The following is a 21,768-nucleotide window of genomic DNA, read 5'->3' as shown; positions in this document are numbered from 1 at the left end:
GATGCTAAATAAAACAATCATAAATATCATAATGTTAAGTTCCTTGTTTCTTGCGATGGGCTGTGAAGCGGGCTTTATTGATACTGGTTTAGAAAAAGAGCAGCGAACAAAAGAGGAAACCACGATCGCTTCTGAAGAACAACAAGGGGCGATTGACCTGAAAAATGAATTTGTCCAACTAAAGCAAAAGGAAAAAGAACAGGAGCTTGGTATTGTTCCTGCCAACTTGCGCATCCCGGCGATTAAGGTAGAAGCGTCCGTCATGAAGGTTGGCCTTTTAGATAATGGCCAAATGGGTGTCCCGGATAATGAAGAGGATGTTGCTTGGTTTGAGCCGGGGACAAAGCCTGGTAACACAGGAAATGCGGTGCTTGCTGCACATGTCGACTCACGCGAAGGTCCTGCGGTTTTTTGGGACTTGAAAAAAATGGAGCCAGGTCAAGAGGTTTTTGTCACGGATGAAGATGGTACCGAGCTGACTTTTGTTGTGAAAAGAGTCGAGCGATACCCTCGAGATGAAGCGCCTATTAAAGAAATTTTCGGAAATGCTAACAGCAAAAACCTCAACCTGATTACCTGTACTGGCACCTTCGACAGAGCCAATGGGGGTCATGAAGAAAGGCTTGTCGTTTATACGGAGCTGAAGGAAGATAAGGTACCAGAGAACATAGAAAAACCATCCTCCCCGACCAATGTTGTGGTTCATGATGGGTATGTTACCTTTCATGCTGTCAGAGAAGTGGATATTGTCGGATATCGCGTGTACCGAGCTGGAGAGGACGGAGCGTTTGACCTTGTCACAAGCATTTCTTCTCATCAACGAAAGAGTTACACAGACAGTGAGGCTCGTAACTATACCTACTATGTAACGGCAATCAATAAACAGGGCGGAGAGTCCGAGCCCTCAGAAATAACTAAATATCGGGACTGATGAGAGAGCGGAGAAATCTGCTCTTTTTTGTTGTTTAGGAAATTATAAAAAATATGTCTGTGGATATCTTGAACAAAAGTAGCAACGTCCAGCTCCATGCCGCTGCAACTAGACAAAGTTTGTACGTCGCAAAACGGGCGCATTGCGCTTTTGTTCCTTTGCTAGGGCTGACAGAATCTAAAATAGAGCTAAATCCCACATATTATGTTCAAATAAGCTATTTTTCTAGCATTTTCTCAGCAAGACTCTCATAAACTAAACGACCATACCTAATTCCAGATATTAAGGATTACATATTCACTGAAAGTTAGGTAGAATGGTAAATACAGATTAGAACAAAAGGTCGGAGGAGGGTACGTAGTATGAGGCAGTCTGTAGGTTTATTTCAGGAGCAGACGTTGAAGCTTGCGATGACACAGGAGCTCAAACAAGCGATCGCGTTATTGCAATATTCACAGCTTGAGCTTGTGGAGTTTTTAAAAGAGCAATCCATGGAGAATCCGCTAATCGAGCTAACGGAGCCGACAACGATACGTGAGCTTGCCTCCTCCCGAGTACAGCGTTTAAAGCCCAAAAAAAATGGAACTACCACCAAACAAACATTTTCTATAGAAAATTTCAGTAAGTACGGGCAAACCTTACATCAATATATGGAACAGCAGCTATTAGAAAGCGGCCTCTCAAAAGATGACCAGCAATCTTTGAAAAGAATTATTCCATACATTGATCCCAATGGATATATAAAAGAAGAAGGAACCGTGATTGCGCAACAGTTGAAATGGGAGAAAGAAAAGGTAGAACACGCACTGGATACTATTAAAACGATGGAGCCTGCCGGAATAGGAGCTTCCAATCTCCAGGAATGTCTGCTCTTACAATTACAACGGTTGCCTCTACGAAATGAAACCGCTGAACAGATGATAAAGGAAGACTTTAAACTTTTTGCCGAAAAAGCCTGGAAAACGCTTGTGAGAAAATACGGTATTAGCTTAAAGGAAATACAAAGTATTCATGATGAAGTAGTAAAGCTAGATCCGAGGCCAGGTAACAAATATGAAACGATTGAACGGCCAAAATATATTACTCCGGATTTATTAGTGCAACGACACCAAAACGAGTTTGTTGTTTCCTTAAATGAAGAAATGGTTCCTCATCTTTCCATTAACAAGGAGTATGAGGCTACATTGAAGGAACAAAGGGAGCTGGAAAGCTATTTGCAGGAAAAGCTCCAGCAGTGCCAATGGATTGTCAAAAGCATGGAGCATCGAAAGCATACACTAGTCAAAGTGATGGAAGAGATTGTTACAGCACAACAGACTTTCTTTTTTAATGGACCGTCATTTTTGAAACCGCTCACATTAAAGGATATCGCAACTCGTCTAGAGATTCACGAATCAACAGTAAGCAGAGCAACCAAAGACAAATATGTCCAAACACCATATGGACTTTTTGAATTAAAGCACTTTTTTAGCCAAGCCTTGGCAGGTCAATACGAGGAAGAAACCTCCACAAAGCAGGTGCAGCAGCTAGTGGAGGAACTGGTGAAAAAAGAAGACAAGAAAAAGCCGCTATCCGATCAGCAGCTGACAAATCTTCTCCAAAAAGAGTATAGTATAGCTATCTCTAGGAGAACGGTAGCGAAATATCGTGATATCTTGAATATTCCAAGCTCTTCTATGAGAAAACGTTATGAATAAAGAAAGGCAGATGTATCAATGATTCTTACGTTCTACACGAAAGTGGATTGTCCACTGTGTGATAAAGCAAAACGAAAATTACAAGAACTGCAACAGGACCTGAATTTTACAATAGAAGAAAAAGATATCTATCAGGATGACGCGCTTCTTGAAAAATATCAACTGATGATTCCGGTGGTCGAGCATGAAGGAGAAATGCTTGCATATGGGCAAGTCGTGAAAGAAGAAGTAAGAAAGCGTTTACTTGAAAAAATCCGCTAAACCCTAGTTGCATAAGGGTTTAACCTCTGTTACAATCAAAATTGTAGCAGGGGTGATTTTTTTTACCGCTACTGGGACACAATATGTCACAGTGGGACATTTTAAGTCCAACTAGACACCCAAAGGTAAAATTTGCACTCTAAAGGGGTTGCTATATGAAGCAAATCATTGAAGTACAGAAGAAATTATTACCTGACCTTCTTTCCATTATGCAAAAACGATACGAAATCCTGCGTTACATAAGGTTGATGCAGCCGATTGGAAGAAGAAGCTTATCAGGTAGTCTGGGACTTAGTGAGCGTGTGCTACGTAGTGAGGTTGATTTTCTCAAAGCTCAAAACCTTATTCTTATGAGTGTTGCTGGCATGACGTTAACGAATGAAGGCCAGTATCTCATTAAGGACCTAGAGGAAATTATGAAAGAAGTTTCCGGTTTAAAGCTACTTGAAGCGGGAATAGAAGAAAAGTTAGGGATACAACAAGTGGTTGTCGTTCCTGGTGACAGTGACCAGTCTCCTTGGGTAAAAAAGGAGCTTGGACGTGCATGTGTCAGTACGATGCGAGCACGATTCCAACACCACAACATCATCGCAGTGGCAGGTGGAACGACCGTTTCATCGGTTGCCGAAATGATGAAGCCGGATACGAAAAATCGCAACCTGTTATTTGTCCCGGCTCGTGGAGGCCTTGGAGAAAAAGTACAAAACCAGGCGAACACGATCTGTGCCACAATGGCAGAAAAAGCATCTGGAAACTACCGGCTGCTGCATATTCCGGACTCCTTAAGTCATGAATCCTACCAGACGATGATTGAAGAACCGTCTATAAAAGAAGTGATTTCACTCATCAAAAATTCTAGTATGGTTATTCATGGAATTGGAGACGCTAAAACAATGGCAGAGCGCCGTAAAACAGCTCCGGAAAATATGCGCATGATAGAAAGTGCACACGCAGTCGCAGAAGCATTTGGGTACTATTTTAATGAAGCAGGAGAAGTGGTACACAAAGTGCAAACAGTAGGAATGCAGCTAGCTGATTTGGAAAAGATAGAAAGTGTTATCGCCGTTGCCGGTGGCGCATCCAAAGCAAAGGCAATTCAGGCCTACCTAAAGAAAGCTCCTCAAACCATCCTTATCACGGACGAAGGAGCAGCAAAAGAGTTAATTAGGGAGTAATCCCTTCTATAATAGGCTTTGTTTAGTTAGAATGTTAGCCTTAACATTCTCAGCAGTTGATTGGAGCAAAAGGCGTAGACTCCAGCGGGAATGAAGCGATTGACTGGAGACCCCACAGGCTTTAGCCGAGGAGGCTCCAGCATCGCCCCGCAGGACGCGGAGCCATTTTGCGGAAATCAACTGCGACCTTAACACAGCCCCAAAAATATATTTCTTAGAATACTAAGGAGGAACTTAAAATGGCAGTAAAAATTGGTATTAACGGATTTGGACGTATTGGACGTAACGTATTCCGCGCAGCACTTAAAAATGCGGACGTAGAAGTAGTAGCAGTAAACGACTTAACAGATGCTAACATGTTAGCACACCTTTTAAAATATGACAGCGTACACGGCAAACTAGCTGCTGACGTGAAAGTAGACGGCGACAACCTAGTTGTTGACGGCAAAACAATCAAAGTAACAGCTGAGCGCGACCCAGCGAAATTATCTTGGGGTGAGCTTGGAGTAGAGGTAGTAGTAGAATCTACTGGTTTCTTCACAAAGCGTGCAGACGCTGCGAAGCACTTAGAAGCTGGCGCAAAGAAAGTAATCATCTCTGCACCTGCATCTGACGAAGATATTACAATCGTAATGGGTGTTAACGAAGACAAGTACGATGCAGCAAACCACAACGTAATCTCTAACGCATCTTGTACAACAAACTGCTTAGCACCATTCGCGAAAGTTCTGAACGACAAGTTCGGAATCAAGCGTGGAATGATGACAACTGTTCACTCTTACACAAACGACCAACAGATCTTAGACTTACCACACAAAGATTACCGTCGTGCGCGTGCAGCAGCGGAAAACATCATCCCAACAACTACTGGAGCGGCAAAAGCAGTTTCTCTAGTATTGCCTGAGCTAAAAGGTAAATTAAATGGTGGTGCAATGCGTGTACCAACTCCAAACGTTTCTCTTGTTGACCTTGTTGCAGAGCTTGACAAAGATGTAACGGCAGAAGAAGTAAACGCAGCATTCCAAGCAGCAGCTGAAGGCGAACTTAAAGGAATCCTAGGCTACTCTGAGGAGCCACTTGTTTCTGGTGACTATAATGGTAACCCAGAGTCTTCTACTATCGACGCATTATCTACGATGGTAATGGAAGGCAACATGGTGAAAGTTATCTCTTGGTATGATAACGAGAGCGGCTATTCTCACCGTGTAGTAGACCTTGCGAAGTACATCGCTTCTAAAGGACTATAATTTTTACTATATTATTTGGATTTCACAACCAAAGCATTCTATAATAAGAGGGGGATTGGGGAACACACCCTCTCCCTCTTTTCATGTTTTAAAATAACTACATTTCCTCATAAAAGGAGGCCGTTTTCAGATGAATAAGAAAAGCATTCGTGACATCGACGTGAAAGGTCAACGCGTTTTTTGCCGAGTAGATTTTAACGTACCGATGAAGGATGGACAAGTAACAGACGAAACGCGTATCCGTGCTGCCTTGCCAACGATCAAGCACTTGGTAGATAACGGTGCAAAAGTACTTCTTGCTAGTCACTTAGGACGTCCAAAGGGGCAGGTTGTAGAAGAACTACGCCTAACTGCGGTAGCCTCCCGTCTGCAGGAGCTTCTTGGAAAAGAAGTAAAAAAAGCAGATGAAGCTTACGGTGAATCCGTAAAAGCGATCGTAGATGACATGAGCGAAGGAGATGTTCTTTTATTAGAGAACGTTCGCTTCTATCCTGGTGAGGAGAAAAATGACCCTGAGCTAGCAAAAGCATTCGCTGAGCTTGCTGATGTGTATGTGAACGACGCATTTGGCGCTGCTCACCGTGCTCACGCTTCTACAGAAGGAATTGCCCAGCACTTGCCGGCAGTAGCAGGCCTCTTAATGGAAAAAGAACTTGAGGTTCTTGGAAAAGCACTTTCCAACCCAGAACGCCCATTTACCGCAATTATCGGTGGGGCAAAGGTTAAAGATAAAATCGGTGTAATTGAAAATCTCTTAAATAAAGTGGACAACCTAATCATCGGCGGTGGACTTGCTTACACGTTCATCAAAGCACAAGGCCACGATGTTGGAAAATCCCTATTAGAAGAAGATAAAATTGATTTAGCAAAAAGCTTCATCGAACAAGCAAAAGCAAAAGGCGTAAACATGTACATGCCTGTTGACGTCATCGTTGCAGATGATTTCTCCAACGACGCCAACACACAAATTGTCGCTGTTGACAGCATTCCAAGTGACTGGGAAGGTCTTGATTGTGGACCAAAATCCCGTGAAATTTATGCAGATGTGATCAAAAACTCCAAACTTGTTATTTGGAATGGACCAATGGGAGTATTTGAACTAGATGCATTTGCAGGCGGAACAAAAGCTGTTGCAGAAGCCTTAGCAGAAGCTACCGATACATACTCTGTCATCGGTGGAGGAGACTCTGCAGCTGCGGTTGAAAAATTCAAGCTTGCAGACAAAATGAGCCATATCTCAACTGGTGGCGGCGCATCTCTTGAATTCATGGAAGGAAAAGAACTTCCAGGAGTTGTCGCTCTAAACGATAAGTAAACCCAACCCGAAAGGATGGATACCATGCGTAAACCTATTATTGCAGGTAACTGGAAAATGCACAAAACACTCCCTGAGGCTACAAGCTTCATAGAAGAGGTAAAAGGATTAATTCCTTCTGCAGAACAAATTGATTCTGTTGTATGTGCACCCTCCCTTTTCCTAGAGCGTCTTGTTTCAAATACAGAAGGCCGTGACCTTAAAATCGGTGCCCAAAACATGCACTTTGAAGACAATGGTGCCTTTACTGGCGAAGTGAGCCCGGTTGCCTTAAAAGACATCGGTGTTTCCTACGTCATCATTGGTCACTCTGAGCGCCGTGAAATGTTTGCAGAAACAGATGAAACGGTAAATAAAAAAGTTCTTTCTGCATTTAAACATGGTATAACACCAATTGTTTGCTGCGGAGAAACGTTAGAAGAGCGTGAGGCTGGCAAAACGAATGACATCGTTGGCGATCAAATGAAAAAAGCGTTAACAGGACTTACTGCAGAGCAAGTTAAAACAACTGTTATTGCATACGAGCCAATTTGGGCAATTGGAACAGGAAAATCCTCTACAGCCGAAGATGCAAATGAAGTATGTGCGCACATTCGTAGCGTAGTAGCTTCCGAATTTGACCAAGCTTCAGCAGACGCTGTTCGTATTCAATATGGCGGCTCTGTAAAACCAGCAAACATCGCAGAATACATGGCACAATCAGACATCGATGGCGCCCTTGTTGGTGGTGCAAGCTTAGAGCACCAATCCTTCCTACAGCTTTTGGAGGCAGGTAAGAATGAGTAAAAAACCAGTAGCATTAATCATCTTAGATGGCTTTGCAATTCGCGGCGAAACAACAGGTAACGCTGTCGCACAAGCCAACAAACCGAACTTTGATAAGTTTTGGAGCACTTTTCCACACGCTCAATTAACGGCAAGTGGGGAATCCGTCGGTCTTCCAGAAGGTCAGATGGGGAATTCTGAGGTTGGACACTTAAACATCGGTGCTGGCCGTATCGTATACCAAAGCTTAACACGTGTGAATGTGGCCATTCGTGAAGGTGATTTTTTTGAAAATGAAACCTTCCTAAATGCCATCACACATGCAAAAGAAAAAGGCAAAAACCTTCATATTTTTGGTTTGCTTTCAGATGGCGGTGTTCATAGTCATATCCAGCATCTTTTTGCTCTGTTGAACCTTGCAAAAAGAGAAGGTCTTGACCGTGTATATATCCACGGATTCCTAGATGGCCGTGATGTGGCACCAAAATCTGCACCTGAGTTTATTGAGCAGTTGAATGATAAAATTCAAGAGCTAGGAATTGGAGAGATTGCGACCATTTCCGGTCGTTACTACTCTATGGACCGTGACAAGCGCTGGGATCGGGTAGAAAAGTCCTACCGTGCAATGGTATACGGTGATGGCCCAACCTACAGCAACGCAATGGAGTGTGTGAATGACTCCTATAACAATGGAATCTTTGATGAGTTTGTGATTCCTTCTGTCATGACGAAGGAAGACGGTAGTCCAGTTGCTACGATTCAAGAGGACGATGCGGTTATTTTTTATAACTTCCGTCCTGACCGTGCAATTCAAATTTCCAACACATTTACTAACAAGGATTTCCGTGCGTTTGATCGTGGACCAAAGCATCCGAGCAATCTGCAATTCGTCTGCTTGACACATTTCAGTGAAACCGTAGACGGCTATGTGGCATTTAAACCAGTGGGAATGGATAACACACTTGGTGAAGTACTTTCCCAACAAGGCTTAAAACAACTACGTATTGCAGAAACAGAAAAATATCCACACGTGACATTCTTTATGAGTGGCGGACGTGAGGAGCCATTTGAAGGAGAAGAACGACTCTTAATAGATTCTCCAAAAGTTGCAACTTATGATCTAAAGCCAGAAATGAGTGCCTACGAAGTAACAGACGCACTCTTAGCTGAAATTGCTGCTGATAAGCACGATGCTATCATCTTAAACTTTGCTAACCCTGATATGGTCGGGCACTCCGGAATGCTTGAGCCAACAATTAAGGCGGTAGAAGTGACAGATGAATGCCTCGGGAAAGTGGTCAACGCGATTCTTGAAAAAGACGGCGTTGCAATCATCACAGCAGATCACGGTAACGCCGATGAAGTGGTCACCACAGAAGGCAACCCAATGACTGCTCACACCACTAATCCAGTACCAGTTATTGTCACAAAGAACGGTGTGGACTTGCGCACCGATGGAATCCTTGGTGACTTGGCTCCAACTGTGCTAGACTTACTAGGGGTAGCAAAACCCGTAGAAATGACAGGAAATTCTTTAATAAAGAAATAGGCTTTGTTGAAGGTGACTAGTTAGGTATAAATGTTTTCAGCTGTTGATTGTAGCAAAGGCGGAGACTCTTCTCGGGAATGAAGCGATAGACTGGAGACCCCACAGGCGTAGCCGAGGAGGCTCACTACTCGCCCCGCGGACGCGGAGCCATTTGCGGAAATCAATAGCGTGTTTCAACGTAATACAAAAATAACATTCAACTCAAAGGAGAGTTTAAACATGCCAATTATCTCTGATGTTTATGCACGCGAAGTCCTTGACTCCCGTGGTAACCCAACAATCGAAGTAGAAGTATACACAGAATCCGGCGCATTTGGCCGCGCACTAGTACCAAGTGGAGCTTCCACAGGGGAATACGAAGCAGTAGAACTTCGTGACGGCGACAAATCCCGTTACCTTGGTAAAGGTGTTCAACAAGCAGTCGAAAACGTAAACGAAATCATCGCTCCTGAGCTAGTAGGTCTTTACGACGTACTGGAGCAAGTAGCAGTGGACGAAGCACTTATCGAGCTTGACGGTACAGAAAACAAAGGGAAGCTAGGTGCAAACGCAATCCTTGGTATCTCCATGGCAGTAGCGCGTGCAGCAGCAGACTACCTTGATATTCCGTTATACCAATACCTTGGAGGCTTCAACTCCAAAACTCTTCCAGTACCAATGATGAACATCATCAACGGTGGAGAGCACGCAGACAACAACGTTGATATCCAAGAATTCATGGTTATGCCAGTTGGTGCGGAAAACTTCAAAGAAGCACTTCGCATGGGTGCAGAAATTTTCCACGCACTGAAAAAAGTACTTGGTGACAAAGGCTTAAACACTGCTGTAGGTGATGAAGGTGGATTCGCGCCAAACCTAGGATCTAACGAAGAAGCACTTCAAACCATCATTGAAGCAATCGAAAAAGCAGGCTACAAACCAGGTGAAGAAGTTATGCTTGCAATGGACGCAGCAGCTTCTGAGTTCTACAACAAAGAAGACGGCAAATACCACCTTAAAGGTGAAGGCGTTGTTTACACTTCTGCTGAAATGGTGGACTTCTACGAGAAGATGGCCGACAAGTACCCAATCATCTCTATCGAAGACGGTCTTGACGAGAACGACTGGGAAGGCTTCAAGCTTCTAACAGAGCGTATCGGCAAAAAAGTTCAGCTAGTTGGGGACGATCTATTCGTAACAAACACAAAGAAATTGGCTGAAGGTATCGAGCGCAAAATCGGTAACTCCATCCTAATCAAAGTGAACCAAATTGGTACACTAACAGAAACATTCGAAGCAATCGAAATGGCTAAACGCGCTGGCTACACTGCAGTAATCTCTCACCGCTCTGGTGAAACAGAAGACAGCACAATCGCTGACATCGCAGTAGCTACAAACGCAGGCCAAATCAAAACAGGTGCACCATCCCGTACGGACCGCGTAGCGAAGTACAACCAACTTCTTCGCATTGAAGACCAGCTTGGTACAACAGCACGCTACGACGGCTTAAAATCTTTCTACAACTTGAAAAAGTAATGACTTTTTAGAGGACCCGACTTCGGTTGGGTCTTTTTTTTGATATTTTAGGGGGTTGAGAGGAGTGTGGGACGAGGAATTCAGGGTTGCGATTTGATAATTAATCCACTTTTTGAATAATTAATCCAACTTATACATAATTAAGCCACTTTTCGAATAATTAATCCAACTTATACATAATTAAGCCACTTTTTAAATAATTGATCCATTTCAAACAATATAAATGCCATTCGACAAAGTAAAACAAATTTCGTGCAACATCATCGTTCCGCCACAAGCTGATTCGCACCCCTGACATCTCTTCCAACACACCAGGATTTTCTACCAACTTCTCCTTGTTCCCTCTGACAGTTTGTGGTACATTTAATGTATTGACATATGTGCGTTTCGCAGGAGGTGTAGTATACATGACGCTTTTCTTAACAATTTTACTTATTATCGTTGCAATTGCACTTATCACAGTAGTACTACTTCAATCAGGTAAAAGTGCAGGACTCTCCGGAGCCATCTCTGGTGGGGCAGAATCTCTTTTTGGAAAACAAAAAGCACGCGGACTGGATCTAATCCTACACCGTACAACAGTTGTACTTGGAGTGTTATTCTTCATTCTGACAGTTACAATTGCATACTTTGCGTAATAATAAACAAGGGAAGCCACGGTGCTTCTCTTTTTTTATACCAAAAGGCAGTATTCGCAAAGTTTGTTCCTCTGCGAATAATAATAACTTTGCGTTGCTTTCGTGCTCTTTTCGTAGAAGGAGAACGAAATAGGAGGCAATATTGTTTGTATTATTGGAAAAAGTCCCAATGCCGTCTTTTCACTTGTTAATAGCAACGTCCATTTTAAAAAGAGCACAACAAAAAAGCTTTGGTCATTTTACGACCAAAACTTCTTTGTTACTAGGACTAGATTCTTGGAGGAAGGCTCTCACTTCATCAATGGAAATTCCATAAGCTTTTGCTATTTGCATCAGTTCTACCCATTCCGTATCCAATTCCTTGTTCAAGCCTCATCTTCCTCCCTTTTATTAAATTGAAACTGTTGTCGTTTGGATCCCTGCCACTTCTGAAATTCCATGTACTCCTTGAAATGGATGAAATCCTCCTTACTCATTCCTTCTGCAATTGCCCGCTGTACCAGGTCTCTCCACTCATCGTCCATCACCTGAACTTTTGGCTTATCGAGAAGATTTGTGCCATTAAGCAAATAATCCAGATCCGTACCAAGCGTAGTTGCTATCTTATTCAAAAACTGGAGAGAGGGGTTTGTCTGGATGTTTCTCTCCAAATAACTCAAATAAGACTTCGATACACCTGCCAGCTCAGAGAGTTCGCTCAAAGAATACCCCTTACTCTTCCTCAACCGTTTTAACCGCTCACCAAGCATACTTTTCCCCTTACCATCTTATGACGTATGTTCATTATATAGCACAATCTATTCTTTATAAAAAACGAAATAGTGAGAAAATTGAAGATAATGAGAGAGAACTCAAACAAAATGTTCTTAATTAAGAAAAAATGAACAAATTTTAAGTTTTTCACTAAGAAAAAAGTGGTTTATACTTCGTATTGTGAAGTTCTTAAAAAAGAACATAAAACATAAGGGTTCACACGTTGATTGGAGGGAATTCTTATCAGATATCCGAGAATTAAGAAATATAGAAAAGATTTGTCTTTAACTATATTAATGAAAAGTGCAATAATTATTTATTTGTCATTATTACTAACGACATTTTCCACCAACAATACAGTAAGTATGCTGAATGATCATACAAACTCATCGGCTCATTTTCAAGCTCAATGGGTTGAAGAGATTAAATGGGATAAAAGTTCTTTAGAATTTAAAGGGCAAGGTGGGAATTGTTCACAGATTTATGCGGTGATTAAAAATGGTAAAAACTCAAATGATATGAAGCAACCTCTAATCTATAAAGTATTTTACATAGCAGAAGGGAGTCCGAAATCTGGAACTGAAGTTTTTGCAGGTCAGGTGGAGGAATTAAGAAGTGGTAAAGAAATTAAATTAATCTTTAATGAACCTATAGTAGGTAGCTACATGTTTAAGGCTTATCAAAGTAAGGGTCATCCTGGAAAAGGGGAGCTCTGGAGTAAAGTGATTAAGGTGAAGAATTGTACTGAAAATACTAAGGAAGACGATGAAGAAGAAAATACAAAGGACAAGGAAACAAATGAAATGACACCTAAAGATTCACAAAACAATGAAGAACAAGAAGTTAATGAGGAAGATAAGGAAGCTACTGAAGCAAAAGATCAAGAAGAATCAGATAGTCAACAAAATGATGAGAAGGAACCTGAATCTACAGATTCAACAGATTCAACAGATGATGAATCTAGTGAAGAAATAAGTGACGAGGAAGAAGAACCAACAGATGCCTCTAATGAAAACCAAGATAATTCAAGTGTGGAAACTGAGGATGAAGAATAACTAAAAAAGTTATAGGTAGGTGAGAAATTTGAACGTAAATTCAATTAAAAAAGGAATAAACTTTTTAATTTCTACAGTCTTAATAATTCTGATTCTCCTAATAGTATTTTTCATCGTATCATCAAAACTCTCTGGTGGAGGGCCTAAAGTTTTTGGAAAAGAGCTGTTAACAGTTCTATCCGGATCTATGGAACCTGATATTAAAACTGGATCCATAATTGCAATTACACCAGCGGAGAATCCCGATAGTTATAAAGTTGGGGATGTCATTACTTTTAGGTCAAATGATAATCCAAACATTCTTATTACTCATCGAATAATGGATGTTCAAACAATAGATTCAAACATCCATTATGTAACGAAAGGTGATAATAACGATGCTAATGATATAACTCCGGTTCCTTCAATGAATGTAGTAGGGAAATATGCAGATTTCACCATTCCATTTTTAGGATATATTCTTGATTTCGTAAAATCGAAAATTGGCACAGTGTTAATGGTTATTGTTCCTGGAGTACTATTCATTGTTTATGCAGTAGTTTCTGTCTGGAAGGCGATTGCTAATATGGAGGATCCAAAAACAGAAACCTCTGATAACCCTAAGGTTTGAATATTCTCATAAACTATGAGAATTCAAATATATTTTTGCAACACCTCTACATAAGAGGATATAAAAGGAGGAAGAGAAATGAGTATTAAGAAAAAGATTGGCGGAGCAGTACTAGCAACAGCTCTTGGCGCGGCACTTATTAGTGGGGGATCTTATGCACTATTCACAGATACTGCTGAGAACACAGGAAACACGTTTACTACTGGTGGGGTAACGATTGAGGATATCGGATCTACTTTAAAATCTACTCATTTCTTTGATGATTTAGCACCAGGAGATGCAGAGAGTTGGACTGTTACTATTGAAAATAAGAATAATTTAGATGCATGGGTAAAAGTAGTAGATGGTGCTGAAGCATATGATATGACTGGAGATTTATTTAAAGGGGAACATGGACTTGAAATTTCAGAAAACACTCAAGTTGTTAAGATACCTGCAGGACAGTCAAGAACATTTGATTTTTCTTATAATTTTCCTAAAGAAGCAGGAAATGTATACCAAGGTGCAAAAGGGGAGTTGACTATTAATTTCCAAGCGGTACAAGTAAGAAATAATGATGGAGATAGTGGTCCTACTAGTTGGGAGTAATCCTAAGTAAATATCTTGCAATAAATAAAATCATATTATCGGAGGTTTAAATAGATGCTTACAAAGAAAAAAATGGCTACTATAGCCGCTACTGGTATGTTGTCTGTCGGTTTGTTAGTTGGTGGAGCGTCGTATGCTTTATTTACAGATACAGAAGAAAACAGTGGGAATAGTTTTGAGGCAGGAACATTAACTCTTTCTGAACACCGTCATGATATTCCAATTGAAGGACCAATGTTCTATAAGGATAATGGTCCTAAAGGGGAAATGGGTACTGGGCTTTGGGCGCCACTTGATTCACATACTAGAGCAATGTTTATTAAAAACACTGGTACATTAGATGGGAAGCTGGTTAGTGTATCAGCGAAAGCAAAGGATGGATTAAATTCCAATGATGTAACAAATTTTGCAGATCAAGCGTTAGTGACAATTGCTGTTTATGAAAATCCTAATGGTGTTGTTTTCGATGACTCTAAATTTGAAGCAGCTAATAGACAATTTGACTCTCTATTTAAAACTTTAATGAGCAATAAATGGACGAAATGGCTTGCTAGAATGGGGCAAGCTGAAGCAGCTGAAAATATTAGAAAAGAAATACTTAATTGGAAATTTGATGTAGACGGTTCTGGTAATAGCATTAGAGTGACAGATGTGTATGTAGGATCATTAAAGGGGTTATTGGATGGTGAGCCTGTTTTTCCTCACCTAGTTTTAAAATCAGGTGAAACAGCACACTTAGGCTATACAGTAACATTAACAAATCATGAGAATAATAATTTTATTAAGAATAAAACCCTTGAATTTGAATTTAAATCTCACTTCGAACAAGCTCGTAACAATTAATATTCATAAGAATAGACCGCCCAACGCGGTCTATTCTTAAATTACACCTCAATTCTAAAATTGGGAGGTGCTTTTAATGAAATTTATAAAGTTATATTTAATGACAATTTTGTGTCTTGGAGCCCTTTCCGCAGTGTATTTACCTGTTTATCAAACAGAAGCTACTCCAACTTCAGAAATAATTCGTATATCTACCTCACCATCTAATAGCTTTATTACTTTTTCTAATATGGCACCTGGAGATAGAACCACAAAACCTCTGAGAATTATGAACAATGGGAATGTCGATTTCAATTACATCGCCAGTGCAATTTTAGAGAAAGGTGATCAAGAGCTGTTTGATAGCCTATTAATGACGATAACAGACCAGACTTCTACTTTGTATAAGGGCAAAATCCATGATTTGCAACAATTATCTTTGGGGAGTTTGCTGAGTCATAAAGATAAAGAGTTATTTTTTTCAGTGGAATTGCCTAGAGAAGCTGGAAATGAAGTGAAACACAAATCTGCAACAGTTGAATTTAGTTTTACTGCTATAGGGTTGACTGAGGTCAATGAAAACGGTAATGGAGTACAGTTACCTAACACAGCAAGTAACCTTTATAACAATATTCTTCTTGGAACTATTTTAGTTATTTTCGGATTGATAACTATATTTATATTTAGGAGAAGAAAAGTGGTAGACAATTAGACCTTGATGAATGTAGAGTCGAGGTCTTTACTTGTTTAGTGAATGATACAGAAAAACGAAAGCAGTTAACATGAATAAATTCAATTATTTGAAGTGAAACATTTTGTGGTTTTAACAAATACAGAAGAAAGAAACGTTAGAAAAAGCTATCCGAAAAATCATAAAAAGATAGCAAAAAATCAACACAAATCAAAGGAGGCCCCCCATGTTTACCAAAGTTTGTCCAACATGTTGTCAAAAATCTTTTAGCAGCTGCTCGACGTTTGAGTGGAACTGTCCGGTATGTTCAACAGATTTAACAGGGCAATATGCTGGTTTAGTGGAAGTGATTGATGTGAAAAAGAGGTTCCCGGTATCGAGACAGTTAAAAATTGTTATTAAGTCGTCTATCATTAATCAACAAATATAAAAATAATCGCTGATTGAGATCAGCGATTATTTGTTTTCTTGATTCATTTTCCATCTATTAAATTCTAAGAACTCTTTAAATTGATCCTTCGTAACGCCGGAGTCCATGGCTTCTTTTACAAGGGAGGCCCATTCTCGGTCGAGGTTTTCTTTAGCTTGTGCATCATTTTCGTCATGTAAAAGGGTGTTGACAGATACACCAAGCACAGAAGAGATTTTTTCTAGAAATTGAACGGAAGGATTAGATTGTAAGTTCCGTTCGATGGAACTAAGGTATGATTTAGCTACACCAGCGCGTTCGGCTAGTTCGGACATGGACAGCTTTCTTTGTTCTCTATATTTTTTTATTCGTTCACCAATCATGGTATTCACCTTCCTATCATGCTCATATTATAGCATATAACGAAGGGTTTGTTAGATATTTAGAACAAAAACATGTGAAAATTCGCAAAAATTAGAGCTTATCTGCAGAATGATTGCGATAAGTATGTAAGAATTCTCTAATTTCATCAGAAGTAATACCCATTTCTAATGCATTCGCAATTAGATCTACCCATTCTTTATCTAAATTTTCTGTCATTTCAATCGTCATGTTTTCCGCCATCCTTTTCCCTCCTAAAATACTTCGGTATTTCAGGCAGCCCAGCCATCTTAATTGGTAAAAGGTTTTACTATCACTTTTACGCAACCTTAGATCTGTAGACTTTGCGTCCTCACTTTTCAGTAAGTTTGCCTTTGGCTGTTTTTATGCTTTGTTCTTCCTATAACTTTGGTATTGCAACTATTGTCCTTTTTATTCCCTGGATTTATTATAAATTAACTATTTATGGAATGTTGCTGATTAATGTCGAAATGGTAAAATTATTTAAAAATAATTCTTTTAAGAATAATCCTGTATGATAAATAGGTTTTACGATTTTTTTATCGGAATTTGAATAGCATTATGGGGCAAAAAAGAAGTTGGTTTATTTTTTGAATAAAAACTATTTTTGTCGATTCCTTCCTACTAATCGTTCATTATAAAAACCTACCCCCTTAAAAGTAAACACTGCTACGAAGGAGGTTTACAAGTATTTCGAAAAGCTATTCTCTTGCTACTGTGATAAAATAATCCTTTGAAGTTTTCCTATCTGATATAAAATATAAAGTTGCATATATTATAGACATTGAACGAAAGGGAGTTCGATTAGGATGAAAGTGAAATTGCCAAAACCATTTACCTTTGAGGGTGGAGACCGTGCGGTATTGATGTTACATGGATTTACCGGAAATTCTGCGGATGTGCGGATGATGGGACGTTACCTTGAGAAAAGAGGTTATACTTGTCATGCTCCACAATATAAGGGACATGGGGTACCGCCAGAGGAATTAGTACATACTGGTCCTGAGGATTGGTGGAAGGATGTAATGGAGGCATATCAATACTTAAAGGACATGGGACATGAAAGCATCGCGGTTGTGGGATTATCGCTTGGTGGAGTTTTCTCCTTAAAGTTAGGTTATACGATGCCGGTGAAGGGTATTGTGCCTATGTGTGCTCCGATGTACATTAAGAGCGAGGAGATAATGTACAAAGGGGTGCTTGAGTATGCTCGTGAATTTAAACGTCGCGAAGGAAAAAGTGCCGAGCAGATTGAACAAGAGATGAAGGAATTCGAGAAAACGCCGATGAATACTTTGAAGGCCCTGCAGGAGTTAATCGCAGAGGTGCGGAATAATGTAGACATGATCTATTCGCCGACCTTTGTTGTCCAAGCCCGTCACGACAATATGATAAATACAGATAGCGCGAACATCATCTACAATGAAGTGGAATCACCAACCAAGGAAATCAAGTGGTATGAAGAGTCAGGACATGTTATTACCCTTGATAAAGAACGCGAACAACTCCACGAGGATGTTTTTCAGTTTTTAGAGTCATTAGATTGGTAATACTAGTAGAAAGAAACCCATCAAAAGGGGAGGGATATCCTAATGGATGAACAAATTCAGCAGCATGTTGACAGGCTGCTCGCTTATATGAAGGAAGAAGCTTACAAGCCACTCACTACACAAGAGCTAGAAAAAGCTTTTGGAATCAAGGACTCAGAGGAATTTAAGGATTTTGTCAAAGCACTCGTCCATATGGAAGACAATGGACTTGTCGTGCGCACACGTAGCAACCGCTATGGTGTACCGGAGCGAATGAATCTGATTAAAGGTAAGGTAATCGGACACTCCAAGGGCTTTGCGTTTGTGATGCCAGAAGAGGCCGATATGGATGATATCTTTATTCCACCAAATGAACTTCACAATGCCATGCATGGAGACATTGTGCTCGTCCGTGTTAGTAGAAAGGCAACGGGAGATTCTCGTCAAGAAGGAACCGTCATTCGTATTATTGAGCGGGCCGTCAAACAAATTGTGGGTACATATACCGAAAGTAAGAACTTTGGATTTGTAATTGCCGATGACAAAAAAATTGCCAATGACATTTTTATTCCAAAAAGTGCAACAAACGGAGCGGTAGAAGGTCATAAGGTGGTTGTTAAGCTTGTTACGTATCCAGAAGGACGGTTGAGTGCTGAGGGAGAAGTTATTCAAATTCTTGGTCATAAAAATGATCCAGGTGTCGATATTCTTTCCGTTATCCATAAGCATGGCTTGCCTCAGGAGTTTCCAAAAGAGGTGCTAGACCAAGCGAATAGTGTGCCTGATGAAATAGATGAGAGTGACCTTGGTGACCGCCGTGATCTTCGTGATCAGGTGATTGTGACAATTGATGGCGCAGACGCGAAGGACCTTGATGATGCTGTTACGGTTACGAAGCTCGACAACGGCAATTACAAGCTAGGTGTTCACATTGCCGATGTAACTCATTACGTGACAGAAGGATCGCCTATTGATAAGGAAGCGATGGAGCGGGGGACAAGTTGTTATCTTGTAGACCGAGTAATTCCGATGATTCCACATCGCCTTTCTAATGGAATCTGTTCGTTGAATCCGAAAGTAAATCGTTTAACGATGTCATGCGAAATGGAGCTTAACTCATCTGGTGAAGTGGTGAAGCATGAAATTTTCCACAGTGTGATTAAAACAACAGAGCGAATGACGTATTCTGATGTGAATAAGATCTTGGTGGATAAGGACGAAGAGGTTATCTCTCGTTATGAGTCGTTAGTTCCGATGTTCCAATTGATGGAGGAGCTTGCTGCTGTTCTTCGTAAAAAAAGAATGCAGCGTGGTGCAATTGATTTTGATTTTAAGGAATCCAAAGTGATTGTGGATGAAGAGGGGACACCAAAGGATGTTGTGCTACGTGAGCGTTCTGTGGCAGAGCGTCTGATTGAAGAATTTATGCTTGTTGCAAACGAAACTGTAGCGGAGCATTTCCACTGGATGAATGTGCCGTTCATTTATCGTATTCATGAGGATCCAAAGGAAGAAAAGCTACAGCGCTTCTTCGAATTTATCACAAACTTCGGTTATGTGGTAAAGGGGAAAGGAAATGAGATTCATCCTCGTGCCTTACAGGAAGTAATTGAAGCGGTTCAAGGAAAACCAGAAGAAATGGTGGTATCCACCGTCATGCTTCGTTCTATGAAGCAAGCGAAATATGATGAAGAAAGCATTGGACACTTTGGTTTGTCCACTGAATTTTATACACATTTCACCTCGCCAATCCGTCGTTATCCGGATTTAATTGTCCACAGGCTGATTCGCACGTATCTTTTAGAAAAGAAGATTGATGCGAAGACACAGGAAAAGTGGAGTGATAAGCTGCCAGAAATCGCAGAGCATTCCTCGAACATGGAGCGCCGTGCCGTGGATGCCGAGCGTGAAACGGATGAATTGAAAAAGTCTGAGTACATGCTTGATAAAATTGGCGAAGAGTACGATGGCATCATCAGCTCTGTCACGAACTTTGGTATGTTCGTGGAGCTTCCAAACACGATTGAAGGACTTGTACATGTCAGCTATCTAACAGATGACTATTATCGTTATGATGAGCGTCATTATGCGATGATTGGCGAACGCACAGGGAAGGTCTATCGTATTGGGGATGAGATTACGGTTCGCGTCATCAACGTGAATAAGGATGAGCGTTCCATTGACTTTGAAGTGGTAGGGATGAAAGGGACTCGTCGCCCTGAAAAACAAACAGCTCCTCGTGTCATTCAAAGCGACCGAAAAAGGCCAGCAAAGGGTCGCAGTCAAAAGCGCAAGTCGGAAAGTGACATTGATGATTACACCTTTGAGGTAGGCTGGACTACCCAAAACCCGAACAAAAAGAAAAAGAAGAAAAAATTCTTTGAAAACGCACCAAAGCAAAAGCGTAAAAAGAAAAAATGATCATCTTCGGAGCCTCCACAGCTTGAGGCTCTTCTTTTTATAGACCATTTTCCAATTTCGTGTTTTTAATGTACATAGATACATTCCGTAATTAACGTTGCGGTGATGCTCTTTTCGTGAATGACATCTGAAGATATAGAAATTCTTCTTTCTTGGATAGATCACAGGCCGACCTTTGAAACAATCCTATGGAGAAGAGTCTTCTTGTACGAATCCTAACCATTTGGTAAAATATTCACTACCGTTAGATAGAAAGAAAGGGGGAAACTACAGATGCCTAAAGGCGAAGGTAAGGTAATTAGCACAAACAAAAAAGCAAATCATGATTATTTTATTGAGCAGACCTACGAAACTGGAATGGTCTTGCAAGGGACAGAAATCAAGTCCTTGCGTGCCGGCCGTGTAAACTTGAAGGACTCCTTTGCCCGCGTGCAGAATGGGGAAGTATTTTTACACAACCTCCACATCAGTCCATATGAGCAAGGAAACCGTTATAACCATGATCCTCTCCGAACGAGAAAGCTTTTGCTGCATAAAAAGCAAATAAGTCAGCTAGTAGGTCTTACAAAGGAAGAAGGCTATGCATTAGTGCCGTTAAAAATTTATTTGAAAAACGGCTATGCTAAATTATTGTTGGGCCTTGGAAAAGGGAAAAAGAAATACGATAAGCGTGAAGACTTGAAGAAGAAAGAAGCAAAACGAGACATTGAACGAGCATTCCGTGAACGCCAAAAGGGTTAATATAGACTATTTTACAGTAACTTACAATTGAAAAGTTCGCTGAATGTGCTATAATATACTTGTCGCTGATAAACAGAGCGGCATGTTGATAATGGAATAGCCAACTTTTTGGCACGATTATCTCTCCCGTTAAACACCCTTGACGTGTTAGTGATGTAACATTCACTAATACTCTTTAACTAGGACAAAGGAGAAGCTGAGGAAGCTTATCGTTTGACCAAGTTCATCGAGGGGACGTTACGGATTCGACAGGGATAGTTCGAGCTTAGGTTGCGAGTCGGGGGGATCGTCCTCGTTACAAACGTCAACGCCAATATAACTGGCAAAGAAAACAACAACTTCGCTTTAGCTGCTTAATAACAGTCTAATGCGGTTCCTCCCTCCATCGCCCATGTGGTAGGATCAGGGACTCACTCTTAGTGGGCTACGCCGGAGATCGCCGTCTGAGGTCAAAGGAAGAGCACAATCAGGCTAGCTGCAGGGATGCCAGTCGATAGGCGGATCTGACAGCGAAACACTAATATATCGACTACACTCGTAGATGCTTAAGTGGCGATGTTTCTGGACGAGGGTTCGACTCCCTCCGTCTCCATAAATTATTTTGAAGACCGCACTTTTTAGTGTGGTCTTTTGTATGTTATAAAAACCTAGTCT

Annotated in this window: 23 protein-coding genes, 1 other RNA gene and 1 riboswitch; of the genes, 19 read left to right on the top strand and 5 right to left on the bottom strand. The window is 40.8% G+C overall.

Going from position 1 to position 21,768, the window contains the following annotated elements:
- Position 1 precedes the first annotated feature (1 nt).
- The 9 genes from FIU87_RS17705 (at position 2) to eno (ending at position 10,455) form a co-directional block, all read left to right on the top strand.
- On the top strand, positions 2 to 931 hold the full coding sequence (locus FIU87_RS17705; protein ID WP_172971096.1) for a class F sortase: 930 nt from the start codon (positions 2 to 4) through the stop codon (positions 929 to 931).
- A gap of 362 nt (positions 932 to 1,293) precedes the next feature.
- Positions 1,294 to 2,628 carry an RNA polymerase factor sigma-54 gene (rpoN, locus tag FIU87_RS17700; RefSeq protein WP_152445792.1) on the top strand — a complete coding sequence of 445 codons (1,335 nt, stop codon included), beginning with the start codon at positions 1,294 to 1,296 and terminating at the stop codon, positions 2,626 to 2,628.
- 18 nt (positions 2,629 to 2,646) lie between these two features.
- Entirely contained in the window at positions 2,647 to 2,889 is a 243-nt protein-coding gene (locus FIU87_RS17695) for a glutaredoxin family protein (protein ID WP_152445791.1), read from the top strand.
- 155 nt (positions 2,890 to 3,044) lie between these two features.
- Positions 3,045 to 4,064 (top strand): sugar-binding transcriptional regulator, encoded by a 1,020-nt coding sequence (locus FIU87_RS17690; protein WP_152445790.1) that lies wholly within the window; start codon positions 3,045 to 3,047, stop codon positions 4,062 to 4,064.
- A gap of 239 nt (positions 4,065 to 4,303) precedes the next feature.
- Positions 4,304 to 5,311 carry a type I glyceraldehyde-3-phosphate dehydrogenase gene (gene gap, locus FIU87_RS17685; RefSeq protein WP_152445789.1) on the top strand — a complete coding sequence of 336 codons (1,008 nt, stop codon included), beginning with the start codon at positions 4,304 to 4,306 and terminating at the stop codon, positions 5,309 to 5,311.
- A 130-nt stretch (positions 5,312 to 5,441) separates the two neighbouring features.
- Complete coding sequence (pgk, locus tag FIU87_RS17680; protein ID WP_152445788.1) at positions 5,442 to 6,626, top strand: phosphoglycerate kinase; 1,185 nt, start codon at positions 5,442 to 5,444, stop codon at positions 6,624 to 6,626.
- A 24-nt stretch (positions 6,627 to 6,650) separates the two neighbouring features.
- Positions 6,651 to 7,412 carry a triose-phosphate isomerase gene (gene tpiA, locus FIU87_RS17675; protein WP_152445787.1) on the top strand — a complete coding sequence of 254 codons (762 nt, stop codon included), beginning with the start codon at positions 6,651 to 6,653 and terminating at the stop codon, positions 7,410 to 7,412.
- Entirely contained in the window at positions 7,405 to 8,940 is a 1,536-nt protein-coding gene (gene gpmI, locus FIU87_RS17670; protein ID WP_152445786.1) for a 2,3-bisphosphoglycerate-independent phosphoglycerate mutase, read from the top strand. The genes tpiA and gpmI overlap by 8 nt, the downstream gene beginning before the upstream one ends.
- A gap of 219 nt (positions 8,941 to 9,159) precedes the next feature.
- Positions 9,160 to 10,455: a phosphopyruvate hydratase gene (gene eno, locus FIU87_RS17665; protein ID WP_152445785.1), complete on the top strand. Its 1,296-nt coding sequence runs from the start codon at positions 9,160 to 9,162 to the stop codon at positions 10,453 to 10,455.
- A gap of 160 nt (positions 10,456 to 10,615) precedes the next feature.
- Here the strand turns inward: eno and FIU87_RS21285 are convergent, their stop codons facing one another.
- On the bottom strand, positions 10,616 to 10,864 hold the full coding sequence (locus FIU87_RS21285) for a hypothetical protein (RefSeq protein ID WP_216647495.1): 249 nt from the start codon (positions 10,862 to 10,864) through the stop codon (positions 10,616 to 10,618).
- Between FIU87_RS21285 and secG the strand changes: the two genes are divergently transcribed.
- A complete protein-coding gene (gene secG / locus FIU87_RS17660) occupies positions 10,863 to 11,093 on the top strand; it encodes a preprotein translocase subunit SecG (protein ID WP_152445784.1) in 231 nt (76 codons plus the stop codon). The two genes, FIU87_RS21285 and secG, sit on opposite strands and share 2 nt — an antisense overlap.
- A 234-nt stretch (positions 11,094 to 11,327) precedes the next feature.
- Here secG and FIU87_RS17655 read toward each other — a convergent pair whose 3' ends face one another.
- Complete coding sequence (locus FIU87_RS17655; RefSeq protein WP_152445783.1) at positions 11,328 to 11,462, bottom strand: anti-repressor SinI family protein; 135 nt, start codon at positions 11,460 to 11,462, stop codon at positions 11,328 to 11,330.
- Complete coding sequence (locus tag FIU87_RS17650) at positions 11,459 to 11,842, bottom strand: helix-turn-helix domain-containing protein (protein ID WP_152445782.1); 384 nt, start codon at positions 11,840 to 11,842, stop codon at positions 11,459 to 11,461. The genes FIU87_RS17655 and FIU87_RS17650 overlap by 4 nt, the downstream gene beginning before the upstream one ends.
- Before the next feature lie 231 nt (positions 11,843 to 12,073).
- Here FIU87_RS17650 and tapA point away from each other — a divergent pair, with 231 nt between their 5' ends.
- The 5 genes from tapA (at position 12,074) to FIU87_RS17625 (ending at position 15,633) form a co-directional block, all read left to right on the top strand.
- Positions 12,074 to 12,901 (top strand): amyloid fiber anchoring/assembly protein TapA, encoded by an 828-nt coding sequence (gene tapA / locus FIU87_RS17645; RefSeq protein ID WP_152445781.1) that lies wholly within the window; start codon positions 12,074 to 12,076, stop codon positions 12,899 to 12,901.
- A gap of 19 nt (positions 12,902 to 12,920) precedes the next feature.
- Positions 12,921 to 13,511: a signal peptidase I SipW gene (gene sipW, locus FIU87_RS17640; protein ID WP_253905455.1), complete on the top strand. Its 591-nt coding sequence runs from the start codon at positions 12,921 to 12,923 to the stop codon at positions 13,509 to 13,511.
- 78 nt (positions 13,512 to 13,589) lie between these two features.
- The gene (locus FIU87_RS17635) at positions 13,590 to 14,099 is read left to right on the top strand and encodes a TasA family protein (RefSeq protein WP_152445779.1); all 510 of its coding nucleotides are present in this window, start codon (positions 13,590 to 13,592) and stop codon (positions 14,097 to 14,099) included.
- A gap of 54 nt (positions 14,100 to 14,153) precedes the next feature.
- Positions 14,154 to 14,942, top strand: coding sequence for a TasA family protein (locus FIU87_RS17630; protein ID WP_152445778.1), 789 nt, complete (start codon positions 14,154 to 14,156; stop codon positions 14,940 to 14,942).
- Between the two features lie 76 nt (positions 14,943 to 15,018).
- Positions 15,019 to 15,633, top strand: coding sequence for an LPXTG cell wall anchor domain-containing protein (locus tag FIU87_RS17625; RefSeq protein WP_152445777.1), 615 nt, complete (start codon positions 15,019 to 15,021; stop codon positions 15,631 to 15,633).
- Between the two features lie 435 nt (positions 15,634 to 16,068).
- Here FIU87_RS17625 and FIU87_RS17620 read toward each other — a convergent pair whose 3' ends face one another.
- Both FIU87_RS17620 and FIU87_RS17615 read right to left on the bottom strand, forming a co-directional pair.
- Positions 16,069 to 16,404: a helix-turn-helix domain-containing protein gene (locus FIU87_RS17620; protein WP_152445776.1), complete on the bottom strand. Its 336-nt coding sequence runs from the start codon at positions 16,402 to 16,404 to the stop codon at positions 16,069 to 16,071.
- 91 nt (positions 16,405 to 16,495) lie between these two features.
- Positions 16,496 to 16,645 (bottom strand): anti-repressor SinI family protein, encoded by a 150-nt coding sequence (locus FIU87_RS17615; protein ID WP_253905454.1) that lies wholly within the window; start codon positions 16,643 to 16,645, stop codon positions 16,496 to 16,498.
- A 29-nt stretch (positions 16,646 to 16,674) separates the two neighbouring features.
- Positions 16,675 to 16,785: riboswitch (cyclic di-GMP riboswitch) on the bottom strand.
- Between the two features lie 447 nt (positions 16,786 to 17,232).
- On the opposite strand from FIU87_RS17615, the gene FIU87_RS17610 reads away from it, so the two are divergent.
- The 4 genes from FIU87_RS17610 (at position 17,233) to ssrA (ending at position 21,709) form a co-directional block, all read left to right on the top strand.
- Complete coding sequence (locus tag FIU87_RS17610; RefSeq protein WP_152445775.1) at positions 17,233 to 17,973, top strand: alpha/beta hydrolase; 741 nt, start codon at positions 17,233 to 17,235, stop codon at positions 17,971 to 17,973.
- A gap of 42 nt (positions 17,974 to 18,015) precedes the next feature.
- Positions 18,016 to 20,373 (top strand): ribonuclease R, encoded by a 2,358-nt coding sequence (gene rnr, locus FIU87_RS17605; protein WP_152445774.1) that lies wholly within the window; start codon positions 18,016 to 18,018, stop codon positions 20,371 to 20,373.
- Positions 20,374 to 20,646: 273 nt separating this feature from the next.
- Positions 20,647 to 21,114 (top strand): SsrA-binding protein SmpB, encoded by a 468-nt coding sequence (smpB, locus tag FIU87_RS17600; protein WP_152445773.1) that lies wholly within the window; start codon positions 20,647 to 20,649, stop codon positions 21,112 to 21,114.
- A 230-nt stretch (positions 21,115 to 21,344) separates the two neighbouring features.
- Positions 21,345 to 21,709: a transfer-messenger RNA gene (gene ssrA / locus FIU87_RS17595) on the top strand.
- The last annotated feature ends 59 nt before the right edge of the window (positions 21,710 to 21,768 follow it).

The sequence above is a fragment of the Bacillus sp. THAF10 genome (assembly GCF_009363695.1).
Classification (GTDB): Bacteria; Bacillota; Bacilli; order Bacillales; family Bacillaceae_I; genus Sutcliffiella_A.
The sequence above is the reverse complement of the archived record's forward strand: the minus strand, read 5'-3'. Positions and strand labels throughout refer to the sequence as shown.